13 protein-coding genes are annotated in these 15317 nt (G+C 71.8%); 8 read left to right on the forward strand and 5 right to left on the reverse strand.

Annotation, left to right across the window (positions count from 1 at the left end; all coding sequences use genetic code 11):
- Nucleotides 1-4: 4 nt before the first annotated feature.
- On the reverse strand, nucleotides 5-403 hold the full coding sequence (locus QSK31_RS12865; protein WP_285683795.1) for a YccF domain-containing protein: 399 nt from the start codon (nucleotides 401-403) through the stop codon (nucleotides 5-7).
- Between the two features lie 96 nt (nucleotides 404-499).
- Entirely contained in the window at nucleotides 500-1162 is a 663-nt protein-coding gene (locus QSK31_RS12870) for an SDR family NAD(P)-dependent oxidoreductase (RefSeq protein ID WP_285683797.1), read from the reverse strand.
- Between the two features lie 128 nt (nucleotides 1163-1290).
- Between QSK31_RS12870 and QSK31_RS12875 the strand changes: the two genes are divergently transcribed.
- Nucleotides 1291-3627, forward strand: a complete 2337-nt coding sequence (locus QSK31_RS12875) for a glycosyl hydrolase family 95 catalytic domain-containing protein (RefSeq protein WP_285683799.1) — start codon at nucleotides 1291-1293, stop codon at nucleotides 3625-3627.
- On the opposite strand, the gene QSK31_RS12880 is transcribed toward QSK31_RS12875, so the two are convergent.
- The gene (locus QSK31_RS12880) at nucleotides 3584-4063 is read right to left on the reverse strand and encodes an Lrp/AsnC family transcriptional regulator (protein WP_285683801.1); all 480 of its coding nucleotides are present in this window, start codon (nucleotides 4061-4063) and stop codon (nucleotides 3584-3586) included. The genes QSK31_RS12875 and QSK31_RS12880 overlap by 44 nt on opposite strands.
- 130 nt (nucleotides 4064-4193) lie before the next feature.
- Between QSK31_RS12880 and pdhA the strand changes: the two genes are divergently transcribed.
- The 3 genes from pdhA to QSK31_RS12895 all read left to right on the forward strand — a co-directional run bounded on the left by pdhA (nucleotide 4194) and on the right by QSK31_RS12895 (nucleotide 7544).
- Nucleotides 4194-5279, forward strand: coding sequence for a pyruvate dehydrogenase (acetyl-transferring) E1 component subunit alpha (gene pdhA, locus QSK31_RS12885; RefSeq protein ID WP_285683802.1), 1086 nt, complete (start codon nucleotides 4194-4196; stop codon nucleotides 5277-5279).
- Nucleotides 5280-5388: 109 nt separating this feature from the next.
- Nucleotides 5389-6354 carry an alpha-ketoacid dehydrogenase subunit beta gene (locus QSK31_RS12890; RefSeq protein ID WP_285683915.1) on the forward strand — a complete coding sequence of 322 codons (966 nt, stop codon included), beginning with the start codon at nucleotides 5389-5391 and terminating at the stop codon, nucleotides 6352-6354.
- A complete protein-coding gene (locus QSK31_RS12895) occupies nucleotides 6351-7544 on the forward strand; it encodes a dihydrolipoamide acetyltransferase family protein (protein WP_285683803.1) in 1194 nt (397 codons plus the stop codon). Before QSK31_RS12890 ends, QSK31_RS12895 begins: the two co-directional genes overlap by 4 nt.
- On the opposite strand, the gene QSK31_RS12900 is transcribed toward QSK31_RS12895, so the two are convergent.
- Together QSK31_RS12900 and QSK31_RS12905 are read right to left on the reverse strand one after the other, a co-directional pair.
- Nucleotides 7545-8216: an SDR family NAD(P)-dependent oxidoreductase gene (locus QSK31_RS12900; RefSeq protein ID WP_285683804.1), complete on the reverse strand. Its 672-nt coding sequence runs from the start codon at nucleotides 8214-8216 to the stop codon at nucleotides 7545-7547. It abuts the gene before it with no gap.
- On the reverse strand, nucleotides 8213-9358 hold the full coding sequence (locus QSK31_RS12905; protein ID WP_285683806.1) for an acyl-CoA dehydrogenase family protein: 1146 nt from the start codon (nucleotides 9356-9358) through the stop codon (nucleotides 8213-8215). Before QSK31_RS12905 ends, QSK31_RS12900 begins: the two co-directional genes overlap by 4 nt.
- 77 nt (nucleotides 9359-9435) lie before the next feature.
- On the opposite strand from QSK31_RS12905, the gene QSK31_RS12910 reads away from it, so the two are divergent.
- From QSK31_RS12910 to QSK31_RS12925, 4 genes are read left to right on the forward strand one after another with little or no spacing between them, the layout of a single operon-like run.
- Entirely contained in the window at nucleotides 9436-11166 is a 1731-nt protein-coding gene (locus QSK31_RS12910) for an acyclic terpene utilization AtuA family protein (protein WP_285683807.1), read from the forward strand.
- Nucleotides 11163-12758, forward strand: a complete 1596-nt coding sequence (locus QSK31_RS12915) for an acyl-CoA carboxylase subunit beta (RefSeq protein WP_502872940.1) — start codon at nucleotides 11163-11165, stop codon at nucleotides 12756-12758. Before QSK31_RS12910 ends, QSK31_RS12915 begins: the two co-directional genes overlap by 4 nt.
- A gap of 7 nt (nucleotides 12759-12765) precedes the next feature.
- Nucleotides 12766-14688: an ATP-binding protein gene (locus QSK31_RS12920; protein ID WP_285683809.1), complete on the forward strand. Its 1923-nt coding sequence runs from the start codon at nucleotides 12766-12768 to the stop codon at nucleotides 14686-14688.
- Nucleotides 14681-15280, forward strand: a complete 600-nt coding sequence (locus tag QSK31_RS12925) for a TetR/AcrR family transcriptional regulator (protein ID WP_285683811.1) — start codon at nucleotides 14681-14683, stop codon at nucleotides 15278-15280. The genes QSK31_RS12920 and QSK31_RS12925 overlap by 8 nt, the downstream gene beginning before the upstream one ends.
- Nucleotides 15281-15317: the final 37 nt, after the last annotated feature.

Raw genomic sequence — 15317 nt, forward strand, 5'->3', positions numbered from 1 at the left:
CGGATCAGGCTGCCCGCAGCCTGACCTCGTCGGCTTCCACCACCTGCTGGCCCAGCGGCCAGAAGGCGACCGGCACCAGCTTGAAGTTGGCGATGCCGAACGGGATCCCGATGATCGTCACGCACTGGGCGATCCCGGTGACGATGTGGGTCAGCGCCAGCCACCACCCGGCGACCACGACCCACAGGATGTTCGCGAGCCCGGAGGCGACGCCTGCGCCCGGCTTGGGCACGACGGTCCGCCCGAACGGCCACAGCGAGTAGAGCGCCAGCCGGCCGGCGGCCACCCCGAACGGGATGGTGACGACCAGCGCGAAGCAGATGAGCGCCGCCAGCCCGTACGCGATGCCGAGCAGGAATCCGCTGCCGAAGATGAACCACAGGACGTTCAAGATGAATCGCACAACCCCAGGATGACCGGCCCGCGCATCAGGGTCGTCTCAGGGTCGCCGCGGCGAGGAGGGCGGCGGCCCACCGCGACACGGCGAAGGCGTTCGGTCTCATCGGCGGACCGAAGCGCGGACCAGCGGGGCGGTCAGGCTCGCGACGGCGGCGACGGGCCGCGGGTAGGAGACCACGGCGGCTCGGGTACGCAGGATGCGAAGGATGACGTCCACCGCCCGGTCGGCCGTGATCATCATGGGCTTGACCGGCGACTTGGCCATCTTGGTGTCGACGAAGCCGAAGCGGATCGTGCTGACGGCCACCCCGTGCGGGCGCAGCGCGGCCCGCATGCCGAGCAGGAAGCTGGTCAGGCCGGCCTTCGAGGCGGCGTAGCCGGGGGCGGCCGGGTTGGGCGTGGCGTCGGCGATGCTGGACAGGCCGATCACGTGGCCGCGCCCGGCGGCGATCATGGCCGGCAGCACCACTTCGAGTGTGCGCGCCGCCCCGACCAGGTTCACCTCGAGGGCGCGGGTCTGCGCCGCCAGGTCGGCGAGGTCGAGCAGCTCACCTGTGCCGGCCGCGTAGACGCAGAGATCGACACCGTCCGCGACGACCTCGGCCAGCCGATCCGGGTAGGCCGGGTCGGTCACGTCGGCGACCACGTCGGTGAGTTCGCCGGGGCTGCGGGAGATGCCGGCGACGTCCCAGCCGTCCGCGCGGAGGCGCCGGGTCAGGGCCAGGCCGATGCCGTCGCTGTTGCCGATGATCACTGCTCGCACCGCAGCAATCTAACCGCCGGACCGAAAGATCGGATGTCTACGTTCGTCGATCGTTGACATGCCTGAAACAGGACGCATATTTTACGAAGACTTCCGCGTCTACCGACACAGTGGAAAGAGGCCCCGCCGTGCCCTCCCCGTCACGCCGCGACTTTCTCCGGCTCACCGGCGCCGCCGGAGCCGGATTCGCCCTTGCCGGCAATATCCGGCCCTTCGCCGCGCACGCCGCACCGGTTCGCCCGTCCGGCGTGGACCTGGTGCCGGACGGCGAGGCGACCACCCTCTGGTACCGCACGCCCGCCGCCGAGGCGCGCATCATCCAGGAGGGGCTGCCGGTCGGCAACGGACGGCTGGGCGCCCTCGTCGGCGGCGATCCATCCGATGATTTCCTCTATCTCACGGACGGCTCGTTCTGGACCGGAGGCAAGAACGACACGCTCCAGGACGACGGGTTCCTGCCGTACGGCGCGACCGACTTCGGCAGCTTCGGCCTGCTCGCCAAGCTCCGGGTCGCGCTGCCGGGGCACGCGACCGGCGTGATCGGCGACTACCGCCGGCAGCTCGACCTCAGCAACGGGGTGGTGTCCGCGACCTACCGGCACGACGGCGCCCGGTACCGCCGCGAGGTCTACGCCAGCCACCCGGACGACGTGGTGATCATCAGGTTGACCGGCGGCCCGCACACCGGCGCCGTCTCGCTCGCGGGCACGCACGGCGAGACCACCACGGCCGGGGACGGCCGCCTCGCCGTCGCCGCCGCTCTGCACAACGGCCTGAAGTACGCCGCCGTGGTCACCGCGGTCAGCGCCACCGGCCGGGTCGCCGTGGAGGGCGGCAGGCTCACCTTCGCCGGCTGCACCGAGCTGCTCATCGTGGTCTGCGGCGGCACCGACTACTCCCCCGACGCCGCGACGGCCTACCGCGCGCCGGGCACCGACCCGCTGGCCGTCGCCCACGCCAAAGTGACCGCGGCCGCCGCGGTGAAGGGCGGCAGGCTGCTCACCACGCATGTGGCCGACTACCAGCGTCTCTACAACCGGTTCACGATCGACCTGGGCGAGTCGTCGGCCGTGCAGCGTTCGCTCGACTCGTGGTCGCGGATAGCGGTGCGCCACACCGACGCGTCCACGCCCGACCCGGAGCTCGAGGCGGCTTACGTGCAGTACGGCCGCTACCTGACGATCACCGGCTCGCGTGACTGGCTGCCGATGAACCTGCAGGGCATCTGGGTGCACAACAACAACCCGGACTGGTACGCCGACTACCACACCGACATCAACGTCCAGATGAACTACTGGCCCGCGGATCCGGCCGGGCTGGGCGACCTCGGGCTCCCGCTGGCCGAGTACTGCGTCTCCCAGCTGCCGACCTGGACCGAGGTGACGCACAAGCTGTACAACGACCCCCGAAACCGGTTCCGCAACAGCAGCGGGAAGATCGCCGGCTGGGCGGTCGCCTTCTCCACCAACATCCACGGCGGCAGCGGCTGGGCCTGGCATCCGTCCGGCAACGCCTGGCTGTGCAACTCGCTGTGGCGGCACTACGAGTTCAGTCAGGACCGGGCGTACCTGGAACTGATCTATCCGGTCCTGAAGGGCGCCGCCGAGTTCTGGCAGGCCCGGCTGATCGAGTCGCCGGACGGGCTGATCGACGACACCGCCTGGTCACCGGAGCACGGCCCGGACCGCAAGGGCATCACGTACGGCCAGGAGCTGGCCTGGGAGCTCTTCGAGGAGTTCACGACCGCGGCGGCGACCCTGGGCCGGGACGCCGGGACGGCGGCCGAGCTCAAGGAGATGCAGGGCCGGCTCTACCTGCCGCGGGTGAGCCCGGAGACCGGCTGGCTCGAGGAGTGGAAGGAGCCGGGCAACCTCGGCGAGACCACACACCGGCACCTGTCGCCGCTGGTCGGGTTCTTCCCGGGCGACCGGATCGCCCACGACACCAGCCCGGCGGAGCTGCTCGACGGCGTACACGATCTGCTTGTCGCTCGCGGCATGGACAGCTTCGGGTGGGCCTGCGCGTGGCGGTCCCTGTGCTGGGCCCGGCTGAAGGACGCGGACCGCGCGTACCAGCTCTACCTGACCGTCCTGCGGCCGTCGATCAGCAACGGGAACGGCACCTCGGCGAACTGGTTCGACATGTACAGCCAGGGCAGCTACACGATCTTCCAGATCGACGCGAACCTGGGCGGGGCGGCGGCCGTGCTGGAGATGATCCTCTACAGCCGGCCGGGCGTGATCGAGCTGCTGCCCGCGCTCCCGGACGCGTGGGCCGGACGAGGCGAGGTCAAGGGTGCCGGCGCGCGCGGCGGCTTCGTGGTCGACCTGTCGTGGCGCAAGGGCAAGGCGACCGTGGCGACCGTCCGCAGTGTCGGCGGCACGACCACCGAGCTGCGCTCCGGCGACTTCCGCAAGCAGATCACCCTGCGGCCCGGGAAGTCGGTGACGGTCCGCCTGCCCTAGGCGGTCGGGGCTCTTCGAAGACCAGATGCGTACGGGTGTTGAGCACGCCCGGCATGCTCTGGATCTCGTCGAGCACCAGGCGGCGGAGGTCGGCGTTGTCCCGCGCCCGCACCAGCAGGATGACGTCGAACTCCCCGCCGAGCAGCCCGATGTGCGCGACCCCCTCCAGCTGCAGCAGCTGGGCGCGCACCTCCCGCCAGTCGTGCTGCCGGAGGTTCAGCGTCACGTAGGCGGAGGTGCCCAGCCCGGCGGCGGCCGGGTCGATGTCGGCGGTGAAGCCCCGGATGACCCCGGAGCGCTGCAGGCGTTCGACCCGGGCGTACGCGTTGGCGCGGGAGATGTGCAGGCGCTCGGCGAGCGTCCGCATGGACATCCGCCCGTCCGCGGTCAGCTCGTCGAGGATCCGGCGGTCGGTGTCGTCGAGATCAGCGGCCATCTGTCTCACCGGCCTTTCCCAAATGCTCGTTCAGCTGGACATCCGGTTGCGCTACTGCCGGGTACAAGCGACATCTTCTCGCCTTTCTAGCAGCTCTGGAGTTCATATGGCTCCGGCGAGAGCATGAGTCATGACACGTGACCCGGACCACCTGCTCCCCACGAGGGAGCCGGTGCGGCTGATCGACGCGACGGGCGAGCCGACCGGGCTCGCGGGCGTCGCCATGCCGCCGGACGACGCGCTGCTGCGGGCGTACGCCGCGCTGGTGGCCGGCCGGCGGCTCAACGACCAGGCGTACGCCCTGGTCCGCCAGGGCCGCCTCGCCGTCTACCCCTCCTCGCACGGCCAGGAGGCCTGCCAGGTGGCCGCCGCCCAGGTGCTGGACGACGGCGACTGGCTCTTCCCCACCTACCGCGACACGGTGGCCGCGGTGACCCGGGGCGTCGACCCGGTCGGGGTGCTCACCCTGCTCAAGGGTGACTGGCACTCCGGCTACGACCCGTACGAGAAGAACGTCGCCCCGCAGACCACGCCCCTGGCGACCCAGCTGCCGCACGCGGTCGGGGTGGCCCACGCGGCCACGCTGCGCGGCGAGCCGACCGTGGTGATGGCGCTCTGCGGCGACGGCGGCACCAGCGAGGGCGACTTCCACGAGGCGCTCAACTTCGCCGCCGTCTTCCAGGCGCCGGTGGTCTTCTTCATCCAGAACAACGAGTACGCGATCTCGGTGCCGCTGGCCCGGCAGAGCGCCGCCCCCTCCCTGGCGCACAAGGGCGTCGGGTACGGCATGCCGGGCGTCCGCGTCGACGGCAACGACGTGGCGGCGCTGCTCGCCGTCCTGGGCTCGGCGGTCGCCCGGGCCCGCGCCGGCGAGGGGCCGCAGCTGGTCGAGGCGCACACCTATCGCATGCAGGCGCACACCAACGCCGACGACGCCGGCCGGTACCGCAGCGACGACGAGGTGGCCGCCTGGACGGACCGTGACCCGATCACGCGGCTGTCGGCGTACCTCAGCAATCGAGGTCTTCTCTCGTCCTCCGACCGGGAAGCCTTTGCGGAGGCGGCCGAGCGGCTCGCCGAGGTGACACGGGACGGCATCAACCGCGACGTGACACCGGACCCGGCCGACCTGTTCGCGCACGTCTACGCGAGCCCCACCCCGCAACTGCGGGAACAACAGGCGCTGCTGGCCGACGAGCTGGCCCGAGAGTCATGACCGCCTGCACCGAGCGGCAGCAGCCGGCGGCCTCGGACGGCCTCGCGGGCGAGGGCCAGAAGGGCATGACAAAGGAGGTACAGCCGTCGTGACGCACGAGAAGCTGTCGATGGCGCAGGCGCTGAACCGCGCACTGCACGATGAGATGGCGGCCGACCCCACGGTGCTGATGTTCGGCGAGGACGTCGGCCCGCTGGGTGGCGTCTTCCGGATCACCGACGGGCTCACCGCGACCTTCGGCGAGCAGCGCTGCTTCGACACGCCGCTGGCCGAGTCCGGCATCGTCGGCATGGCGGTCGGGCTGGCCATGAACGGGATGCGCCCGGTCGTCGAGATGCAGTTCGACGCCTTCGCGTACCCCGCGTTCGAGCAGGTGATCTCGCACGTGGCGAAGATGCGCAACCGGACCCGCGGGCGCGTCGCGCTGCCGATGGTCATCCGGGTGCCCTACGCGGGCGGCATCGGCGGCGTCGAGCACCACTGCGACTCGTCCGAGGCCTACTACGCGCACACCCCCGGCCTGCACGTCGTCGCACCCTCGCACCCCTCCGATGCGTACGCCCTGCTGCGGGCCTCGATCGCCTCGCCGGACCCGGTGGTGTTCCTGGAGCCGAAGAAGCTCTACTTCGTCAAGGACGAGGTGGACACGACCGAGGAACAGCCCCCGATCGGCACGGCGGTGGTCCGGCGGGAGGGCACCGACGCCACCCTGATCGCGTACGGGCCGTCGGTGCCCGTCGCGCTCGAGGCCGCCGCGGTCGCCGCCCAGGAGGGCCGCAGCCTGCAGGTGGTGGACCTGCGCTCGATCGTGCCGTTCGACGACGAGACCGTCTGCGCGGCGGTCCGCAGCACCGGCCGGGCGGTGGTCGTGGCCGAGGCGTCCGGCTTCGCCAGCGTCTCCTCGGAGATCGTCGCCCGGGTGACCGAGCGGTGCTTCCACTCCCTCGCCGCCCCGATCCGCCGGGTCACCGGTTTCGACATCCCGTTCCCGCCGCCGAAGCTGGAGCACTTCCAGCTGCCCGGCGTCGACCGGATCCTGGACGCCGTCGACGACCTCCAGTGGGAGTACCCGTGAACACCTTCCTGCTCCCCGACCTCGGCGAGGGCCTGACCGAGGCGGAGATCGTGCGCTGGCTGGTGGCCGAGGGCGATGTGGTGGCCGTGGACCAGGCGGTGGTCGAGGTGGAGACGGCCAAGTCGGTGATCGAGCTGCCCAGCCCGTACGCGGGGAAGGTCTGCGCCTTGCACGGCACCGAGGGTCAGACGCTCGACGTGGGCAAGCCCCTGTTCTCCGTCGAGGCGGTCACGTCGGCCGAGGTGTATCGGGCGGAGGAGAAGGCCGGCTCGGGCAACGTCCTCGTCGGCTACGGCACCACGTCGACCTCCAGCGGTGGCCGGCGCAGAAAGCCCCGCACCGCACCGGCCCCCGCGGCACCCGCACCCGCCGCCCCTGCTCGCTCGACCCGCGTCATCTCTCCCCTGGTCCGCAAGCTGGCGCGCGAGGGCGGCGTCGATGTGGCCACCCTCGACCCGACCGGGCCGGACGGCCTCGTGGTCCGGGCCGACGTCATGCGGGCCCTGGCCAAGCCACCGTCGGCGGAGACCCGGATCCCGCTCACCGGCTTCCGCAAGGCGGTGTCGGCGGCGCTGACCCGCAGCCGCTCGGAGATCCCCGAGGCGACCGTCTGGGTCGACGTGGACGCCACCGAGCTGTGGAACATCCGGGAGAGCGTCCGCCCCGGCCCGGGCATCCTCGCCTACCTGGCCCGGTTCACCGTGGAGGCGCTCAAGCGCTACCCGGTCCTCAACAGCAGCCTGGACACCGACCGCCAGGAGATCGTCCAGCACGAGCAGATCAACCTCGGCCTGGCCGCACAGACCCCGCGCGGCCTGCTGGTCCCCACGGTGGCCGGCGCCGGCTCGATGAGCGTCGCCACGCTGGACGAACGGATCCGCCAGGTCACCGTGGACGCCCGCGAGGGCCGCCCGATCGACCAGTCCGGCACGTTCACGCTCAACAACTACGGCAGCTTCAACGTGGACGGCAGCGCCGCGATCATCAACCACCCGCAGGTGGCGATCCTCGGCTTCGGCCGCATCATCGACCGCCCCTGGGTGGTGGACGGCCAGATCGTCCCCCGCAAGATCACCCAGATGTCCTTCGTCTTCGACCACCGCGTCTGCGACGGAGGCACCGCCGCCGGCTTCATGCGAGCCGTCGCCGACGCCGTCGAGAACCCGCTGGCCGCCATGGTGAAGTGGTAGCTAGTAGGTGGCCCGGCCGCCGCTGATGTCGTAGACCGCGCCGGTCGAGAAGGTCACCTTGTCGGAGGCCAGCCAGGCGATCAGCTCGGCCACCTCCGCCGGCCGGCCGACCCGCTTCATCGGGATCAGGCTGGTGATGTGGGCGAGGGCGGCCGGGTCGGTCGACGCGTTCATCGGCGTCTCGATCACCGCGGGCGCGATCGCGTTGACCAGCACGCCGGTCGTGGCGAGCTCCTTGCCGAGGGACTTGGTCAGCGCGATCACGGCCGCCTTGGAGGCCGAGTACGCCGACATGTTCGGGTTGCCGTCCTTGCCGGAGATGCTGGCCATGTTGATCACGCGCCCCCAGCCCCGCGAGATCATCCCGGGCACGAAGGCCTGGCACATGTTGAAGGTGCCGCGCACGTTGACCGCGAACGTCCTGTCCCACTCGTCCGGCGGCAGCTCCCACAGCGGCCCGGCGGGCCCGATGACGCCGGCCGAGTTGACCAGGATGTCCGGCTCCACGGCGAGAGCGGCGTGCCGGACGGCCTCAGACGAGGTCACGTCGGCCACGAGATCGGCGTCGGGTGTCAGATCCAGGGTGACGACCCGGATGCCGTCCGCGGCGAGCCGGGCCGCGGCCGCCGCGCCGAGGCCGCTCATCCCGCCGGTGACCAGGGCGGTCCTCATCCCGGCAGCCCGTCGAGCCGGGCCAGCACGGACAGCATGACCTCGTCGGCGCCGGCCCCGATCGAGGTGAGCCGGGTGTCCCGGACCAGCCGGGCGGTCCAGGTGTCCTCCAGGTAGCCCATGCCGCCGTGGAACTGCAGGCACCAGTCGGCCACCTCCCGGATCAGCCGGCCCGCCTTGAGCTTGGCGACCGTCGCCTGCCGGGTGATGTCCTCGCCGGCCATCAGCGCCTCGCAGGTCTGCAGGTTGTGGCTGCGCAGCAGGTCGACCTCGGCCTGGAGCTCGGTGAGCCGGAACGCCACGTACTGACGGTCGGCGAGCCTGGTCCCGAAGACCGTGCGGTCCCGGACGAAGTCGCGGGTGCGGTCCAGCGCGTGCTGGGCGCCGCCGACGGTCGTGTACGAGGCGAACATGCGCTCCAGCACGAACTGCCGCATCTGCTGCTGGAACCCGCGCCCGATGACGCCGATGGTGTTCGCCACGGGCACGCGCACCTCGTCGAACACGAGTTCGGCGGTGTCCGAGCAGCGGTTGCCGAGTTTGTCGAAGGTGCGCGCGACGCTGAAGCCGGGGAGATCGGTGGGCACCACGATCTGCGACATGCCGCGGTGGCCGCCCTCGTCGGAGGTGCGCGCGAGCAGGCAGATCCAGTCGGCCTGGGCCCCGTTGGTGATGTAGACCTTCCGCCCGGTGATCACCCAGTCGTCGCCGTCGCGGGCCGCCCGGGTGCGCAGCCGGGACACGTCCGACCCGGTGTCCGGCTCGGTGACCGCGATCGCCGCGACCGCGGTGCCCGCGATCGCCGGCGCGAGGTAGCGCTCCTTGAGCTCCGGTGTGCCGAGCTCGTGCAGGGACGGGGTCGCCATCGCCGCCTGCACACCGATGGCCATGCCGACGCCGGTGGCGTTGATCCGGCCGTACTCCTCGGCGGCGATCATCTGGAAACTGTGGTCGGCGCCCTCACCGCCGTACTCGGGGGCGTACTCCAGCCCCAGCAGCCCCAGCTTGGCGGCCTTGGGGAACAACGAGTGCAACGGCACCCGCCCGGCGGCCTCCCAGTCGTCGACATAGGGGTTGATCTCCGCGTCGACGAACCGGCGCACGCTTTCGCGGAGTGCCTGATGGTCCTCGTTCAGCCGCATACCCTGACGGTAGTCATCACAGCGCCGGGGAAACAAGCACGCTTGCTTGTTTTTCCGCGTTGTGCGACCGTCACGGGGTGCTGCGCATCGGCAACTGCTCCGGCTTCTACGGGGACCGGCTGCCCGCGATGCGGGAGATGCTCGAGGGTGGCGGCACGGGCGGCGGAGCGGGCGGCGGAGCGGGCGGCGGAGCGGGCGGCGTGCTGGACGTGCTGACCGGCGACTACCTGGCCGAGCTCACCATGCTGATCCTGAGCCGGGACCGGGCGGCGGACCCCGCGACCGGCTACGCGAAGAGCTTCCTCGCCCAGCTCCGCGACTGCCTCCGCCTGGCCCTCGACCGCCGCGTCCGCATCGTCAGCAACGCGGGCGGCGTCAACCCTGACGGGCTGGCGGCGGCGATCCGTGAGCTCGGCGTCGACGCCCGGATCGCGACGGTGCGCAACGTGGAGCAGGACGGCGGTCACGCCTACCTCGGCGCCTTCGGCATCGCCCGCGCGCTGGAGGCGGGAGCGGACATCGTGATCACCGGCCGGGTCACCGACGCCTCGCTGGTGGTCGGCCCGGCCATCGCCCGCTTCGGCTGGAACCGCACCGACCTGGACGCCCTCGCAGGCGCCACGGTGGCCGGCCACGTCCTGGAGTGCGGAACCCAGTCGACCGGCGGCAACTACGCCTTCTTCGCCGAGATCGCCGACCTGGGACGGCCGGGCTTCCCGATCGCCGAGATCCGCCCGGACGGCTCCAGCGTCATCACCAAGCACCCCGGCACGGGCGGCGCGGTCACGGCCGGCACGGTGACCGCCCAGCTGGTCTACGAGATCGGCGACGCCCGCTACCCCGGCCCCGACGTCACCACCCGCCTCGACACGATCGAGCTGCGGCAACAGGGCAAGGACAGGGTCGAGATCTTCGGCGTACGCGGGGAAGCGCCGCCCCCGGACCTCAAGGTGGCGCATACCGCCGTGGGCGGCTTCCGCAACGAGCTCACGGTGGTCCTCACCGGGCTGGACATCGAGGCCAAGGCCGCCCTGTTCCGCCGCCAGTTCGAGGCCGCCGCGCGCACCCGGCCGGCCGAGGTGACCTGGACCCTCACCCGGCTCGACAGGCCCGACGCGCCCACCCAGCAGCAGGCGTCCGCGCTGCTCACGGTGGTGGCACGCGACAAGGACGAGAAGGTGGCCGGCCGGGCCTTCGCCGACGGCGCCGTGGAGCTGGCGCTGGCCTCCTACCCGGGTTTCTTCGCGACGTCGCCGCCCGGTCGCGCCCACCCCTACGGCGTCTTCACGGCCTCGTATGTCCCCCAGCGCGAGCACGAGGTGGTGCTGGCCGACGGCACGGTCGAGGCGATCGCCCCGCCCACGGTCACGCGCGCGCTGGAACCGCTGCCCGGCCCGGAAGCCGGTGACCCGGGCCGTAACAAAGAGAACGAACGTTCCTTCCCGGAGAAAGAACGTTCGTTCCCCCCGACGCGATCGCTGCCGCTGGGCACGCTCGCCGGGGCGCGGTCCGGCGACAAGGGCGGAGACGCCAACATCGGTCTTTGGGTACGTGACGCGCGGGCGTACCCCTGGCTCCGTGACCTGATCACCGAGCGCACCCTGAAAGCCCTGCTCCCGGAGGCGGCGGAGCTGCCGATCCGGGTCACCCGCCTGCCACGCGTCAACGCCGTGAACGTCGTGATCGAGGGCCTGCTCGGGCAGGGCGTCGCCTACAACGCGCGGTTCGACCCGCAGGCCAAGGGCCTCGGCGAGTGGCTGCGCTCCCGGCACGTCGACATCCCCGCCTGGCTGCTGGAGGACGCGTGACCATCATCCGGTCCACCCTGGACACCTCGGGCGAGGAGGCGCTGGCCGCCCGCAAGTCCATGCTGGAGGCCCTCGACGCGGTCGCCACCGAGACCATGAAGGCCGTGGCCGGCGGCGGGCCCAAGGCGGTCGACCGGCACCACGCGCGGGGCAAGCTGACCGCCCGGGAGCGCATCGAGCTGCTGCTGGACCGGGACTCGCCGTTCCTGGAACTGGCGGCACTGGCCGGCTACGGCTCGGACTTCACCGTCGGCGGCAGCGTCGTGGCCGGGATCGGCGTGGTCAGCGGCGTCGAGTGCCTGCTGATCGGGAACGACCCGACGGTCAAGGGTGGCTCGAGCAACCCGTGGTCGCTGCGCAAGACGCTGCGCATGCACGAGATCGCCCTGGTCAACCGGCTGCCGGTGATCTCGCTCGTGGAGTCCGGCGGCGCCGACCTGCCCACCCAGAAGGACGTGTTCATCCCGGGCGGCGCGGTGTTCCGCAACCTGACCCGGCTGTCAGCGGCCGGCATCCCCACGATCGCGCTGGTCTTCGGCAACTCGACCGCGGGCGGCGCGTACCTGCCGGGGATGAGCGACCACGTGGTGATGATCGAGAAGCGGTCGAAGGTGTTCCTGGCCGGGCCGCCGCTGGTGAAGGCGGCCACCGGAGAGGAGTCCGACGACGAGTCGCTGGGCGGCGCCGAGATGCACGCGACCGTGTCGGGGCTGGCCGACCACTTCGCGGCGGACGAGCCGGACGCGATCCGGATCGGCCGGCGCATCGTGGCCCGGCTGAACTGGCACAAGTCCGGCCCCTCCCCGGCCGTGACGACGACGCCCCGCTACCCCGCCGAAGATCTGCTCTCGATCGTGCCACCCGGCCTCAAGGCGCCGTTCGACCCGCGCGAGGTGATCGCCCGGATCGTCGACGACAGCGACTTCGACGAGGTCAAGCCGCGGTACGGGAGCTCGCTGGTGACCGGCTGGGCCACCCTGCACGGCTATCCGGTCGGCATCCTGGCCAACGAGCGCGGCGTGCTGTTCAGCGAGGAGGCGCAGAAGGCCGCCCAGTTCATCCAGCTCGCCAACCGTTCGCACACGCCGCTGCTGTTCCTGCACAACACCACCGGCTACATGGTCGGCAAGGAGTACGAGCAGGGCGGCATCATCAAGCACGGCGCGATGATGATCAACGCGGTGTCCAACTCGACCGTCCCGCATCTGTCGCTGCTGATCGGCAACTCGTACGGCGCCGGGCACTACGGCATGTGCGGGCGGGCGTACGACCCGCGGTTCGTGTTCGCCTGGCCGAGCGCCCGGTCCGCGGTGATGGGCGCGCAGCAGCTCGCCGACGTGCAGTACATGGTGTCCAAGGCGTCGGCGCTGGCTCAGGGCAAGCCTTTCGACGAGGACGGTGCGCAGGTCGTGCGGCACATGATCGAGCAGCAGATCTCCGCGGAGGCGATGCCGATGGTCCTGTCGGGGCTGGTCTACGACGACGGGATCATCGACCCGCGGGACACCCGCGACGTCCTCGGCGTCGCGCTTTCCGCGGTCCACAGCGCGCCGGTGCGCGGCACCGGCGCCTTCGGCGTCTTCCGGATGTGAGGGAGTCATGATCACCTCGGTTCTGGTCGCCAACCGGGGCGAGATCGCCCGGCGGATCTTCCGCACGTGCCGGCAGCGCGGCTTGGGCACGGTCGCGGTCTTCGCCGACCCGGACGCCGGCAGCCCGCACGTGGCGGAGGCCGATGCGGCCGTACGCCTGCCCGGCGCGTCACCGGCCGACACCTACCTGCGCGGCGACCTGATCATCGAGGCCGCCCGCCGCGCCGGGGCCGACGCCGTCCACCCCGGGTACGGCTTCCTCTCCGAGAACGCGGACTTCGCCCGGGCCGTGCTGGACGCCGGGCTGACCTGGATCGGCCCGTCGCCGGACGCGATCGCCGCGATGGGCTCGAAGGTGTCGGCGAAGCGCCTGATGGCCGCCGCCGGCGTACCCGTGCTGCCCGAGCTGGACCCGGCGACCATCACCGAGTCCGACCTCCCCCTGCTGGTGAAGGCCTCGGCGGGCGGCGGCGGCCGGGGCATGCGGGTGGTATCCGACATTTCCGATTTGAAGGATGCGATCGCGACCGCGTCCCGGGAGGCAGAGGCCGCTTTCGGTGATCCCGACGTCTTCTGCGAGCGCTACCTCCCGAGTGGGCACCACGTAGAGGTCCAGGTGCTCGCCGACCAGCACGGCACCGTCTGGGCGCTCGGCGAACGCGAGTGCTCGCTGCAGCGCCGCCACCAGAAGGTGATCGAGGAGGCGCCGTCCCCGTTGGTCGAACGCCTCGGCGGCGACCTGCGCAAACGCCTGCTCGCGGCGGGCCGGGACGCGGCCGCCGCGGTCGGCTACACCGGAGCCGGCACGGTCGAGTTCCTGGCGTCCGCGGACGGCGACTTCTGGTTCCTGGAGATGAACACCCGCCTCCAGGTCGAGCATCCGGTCACCGAGTGCGTCACGGGCGTCGACCTGGTCGCGCTCCAGCTGGACGTCGCCGAGGGGCGGCGGCTGACCGGCCCGGAGCCGGAGATGACCGGCCACGCTGTCGAGGCCCGCCTGTACGCCGAGAGCCCGCTCGACGACTGGCGTCCGCAGACCGGCACGCTCGCCACGTTCGAGGTCCCCCTCCTGGACGACGTCCGGGTCGACTCCGGGGTGGAGGCCGGCAGCGAGGTCGGGCCGCACTACGACGCGATGCTGGCCAAGGTCATCGCGTACGCCGGAACCCGTACCGAGGCCGCCCGGAGGCTGGCCGCGACACTGCGCCGCGCCCGGGTGCACGGCGTCGCCACCAACCGTGACCTGCTGGTCGGCACCCTCCTGCACCCGGCGTTCCTGGACGGCACCGCGGACACCGGCTTCTACACGGCCCACCCGCCCGCGACGCTGGTCCGCTCCCCCGACGCCGCACTCCACGCTCTCGTGGCGGCGCTCTCCGACGCGGCCGCCGGGCGCGGCCCACTCCTGCCCGGCGTGACCAGCGGCTTCCGCAACATCCCGGTCGGCTTCCGCAGCCGGGTCTACGCGCTCGGCGACCGCGAGATCGAGGTCCGCTACCGCTTCGCCCGGGGCGTGCTGGAGGTCGACGGCGGCGACGCCCCCACGCTGGTCGACGCCGACGCGGCGCAGGTCGTGCTGGACGTGGACGGGGTGCGCCGGCGGTGGACCGTCGGGAGATTCGGCGATCGGGTCGTCGTGGACGGGGCCGACGCCTCGGTGGAGCTGACGGCGGTGCCACGGTTCGCGGACCCCTCGGCGCAGCTGCCCGCCGGGGCGCTGATCGCGCCGATGCCCGGAACCGTGGTGCGGGTGGGCGTGCGGGTCGGCGAGACGGTCACGGCGGGCCAGCCGCTGGTCTGGCTGGAAGCCATGAAGATGGAACACGCGGTCAAAGCCCCCGGCGACGGCACGGTCAGCGAGACCCCGGTGACACCGGGTCAGCAGGTGAGTCAGGGAACGCCGCTCGTGGTCGTACAGAGCCATGACTGACACGGCCTCCCCCAAACAGGACCGCAGCCGGGCGACGCGGCTACGGCTGCTGGAGACCACCATCCGGTGCCTCGCCGCGCACGGATGGGAGGCCTCCACGGTCGGCCTGATCGCGACGGAGGCCGGCATCAGCCGGGGCGCGGTGCAACATCACTTCCGTACGCGGGAAGCTCTGATCCTGGGGGCCTTGGAGCACATGTTCGCGGAACGCGCGGCGCAGCTGGACGCCCTGCCCGAGCCGCGGGGCGCCGGGCCGCACCGAACCCACGCCGTCGTCGCCGGGCTGGTGGACGTCATCGGGGGCGAGCTGTTCCGGGCCGCGCTGCAGGTGTGGACCGTCGCGGCGGCGGACCCCGAACTGCGTGCTGCGGTCGTACCCCTGGAAAGGCATTTTGCACGAGGGGTGCACCGCCGGGCCGTCCGGCTGCTCGGCGCCGACGACGCCGATCCCGCCCAGCGGACCCTCGTCCAGGCGACCCTGGATCTCGCCCGCGGACTGGCGTTGGCCGACGTCCTGACCGACGACTCGCGGCGCCGAGCTCGTATTGTGCGAGCCTGGTCGTCGCAGCTCGCACTCGCCCTGGCACCCTGAACAAGGCCGGTGCGTGACCATGGACACTACGAAGGAG

It is taken from the genome of Actinoplanes sp. NBRC 103695, from assembly GCF_030269485.1.
GTDB lineage: Bacteria > Actinomycetota > Actinomycetes > Mycobacteriales > Micromonosporaceae > Actinoplanes.

Excerpts from the sequence above, each read along its gene's own strand:
- QSK31_RS12920 (WP_285683809.1), top strand. The coding sequence starts at position 12,766 with ATGATCACCTCGGTTCTGGTCGCCAACCGGGGCGAGATCGCCCGGCGG.
- QSK31_RS12905 (WP_285683806.1), bottom strand. The coding sequence starts at position 9,358 with ATGCGGCTGAACGAGGACCATCAGGCACTCCGCGAAAGCGTGCGCCGG.
- QSK31_RS12925 (WP_285683811.1), top strand. The coding sequence starts at position 14,681 with ATGACTGACACGGCCTCCCCCAAACAGGACCGCAGCCGGGCGACGCGG.
- QSK31_RS12900 (WP_285683804.1), bottom strand. The coding sequence starts at position 8,216 with ATGAGGACCGCCCTGGTCACCGGCGGGATGAGCGGCCTCGGCGCGGCG.
- QSK31_RS12880 (WP_285683801.1), bottom strand. The coding sequence starts at position 4,063 with ATGGCCGCTGATCTCGACGACACCGACCGCCGGATCCTCGACGAGCTG.
- QSK31_RS12890 (WP_285683915.1), top strand. The coding sequence starts at position 5,389 with ATGGCGCAGGCGCTGAACCGCGCACTGCACGATGAGATGGCGGCCGAC.
- pdhA (WP_285683802.1), top strand. The coding sequence starts at position 4,194 with ATGACACGTGACCCGGACCACCTGCTCCCCACGAGGGAGCCGGTGCGG.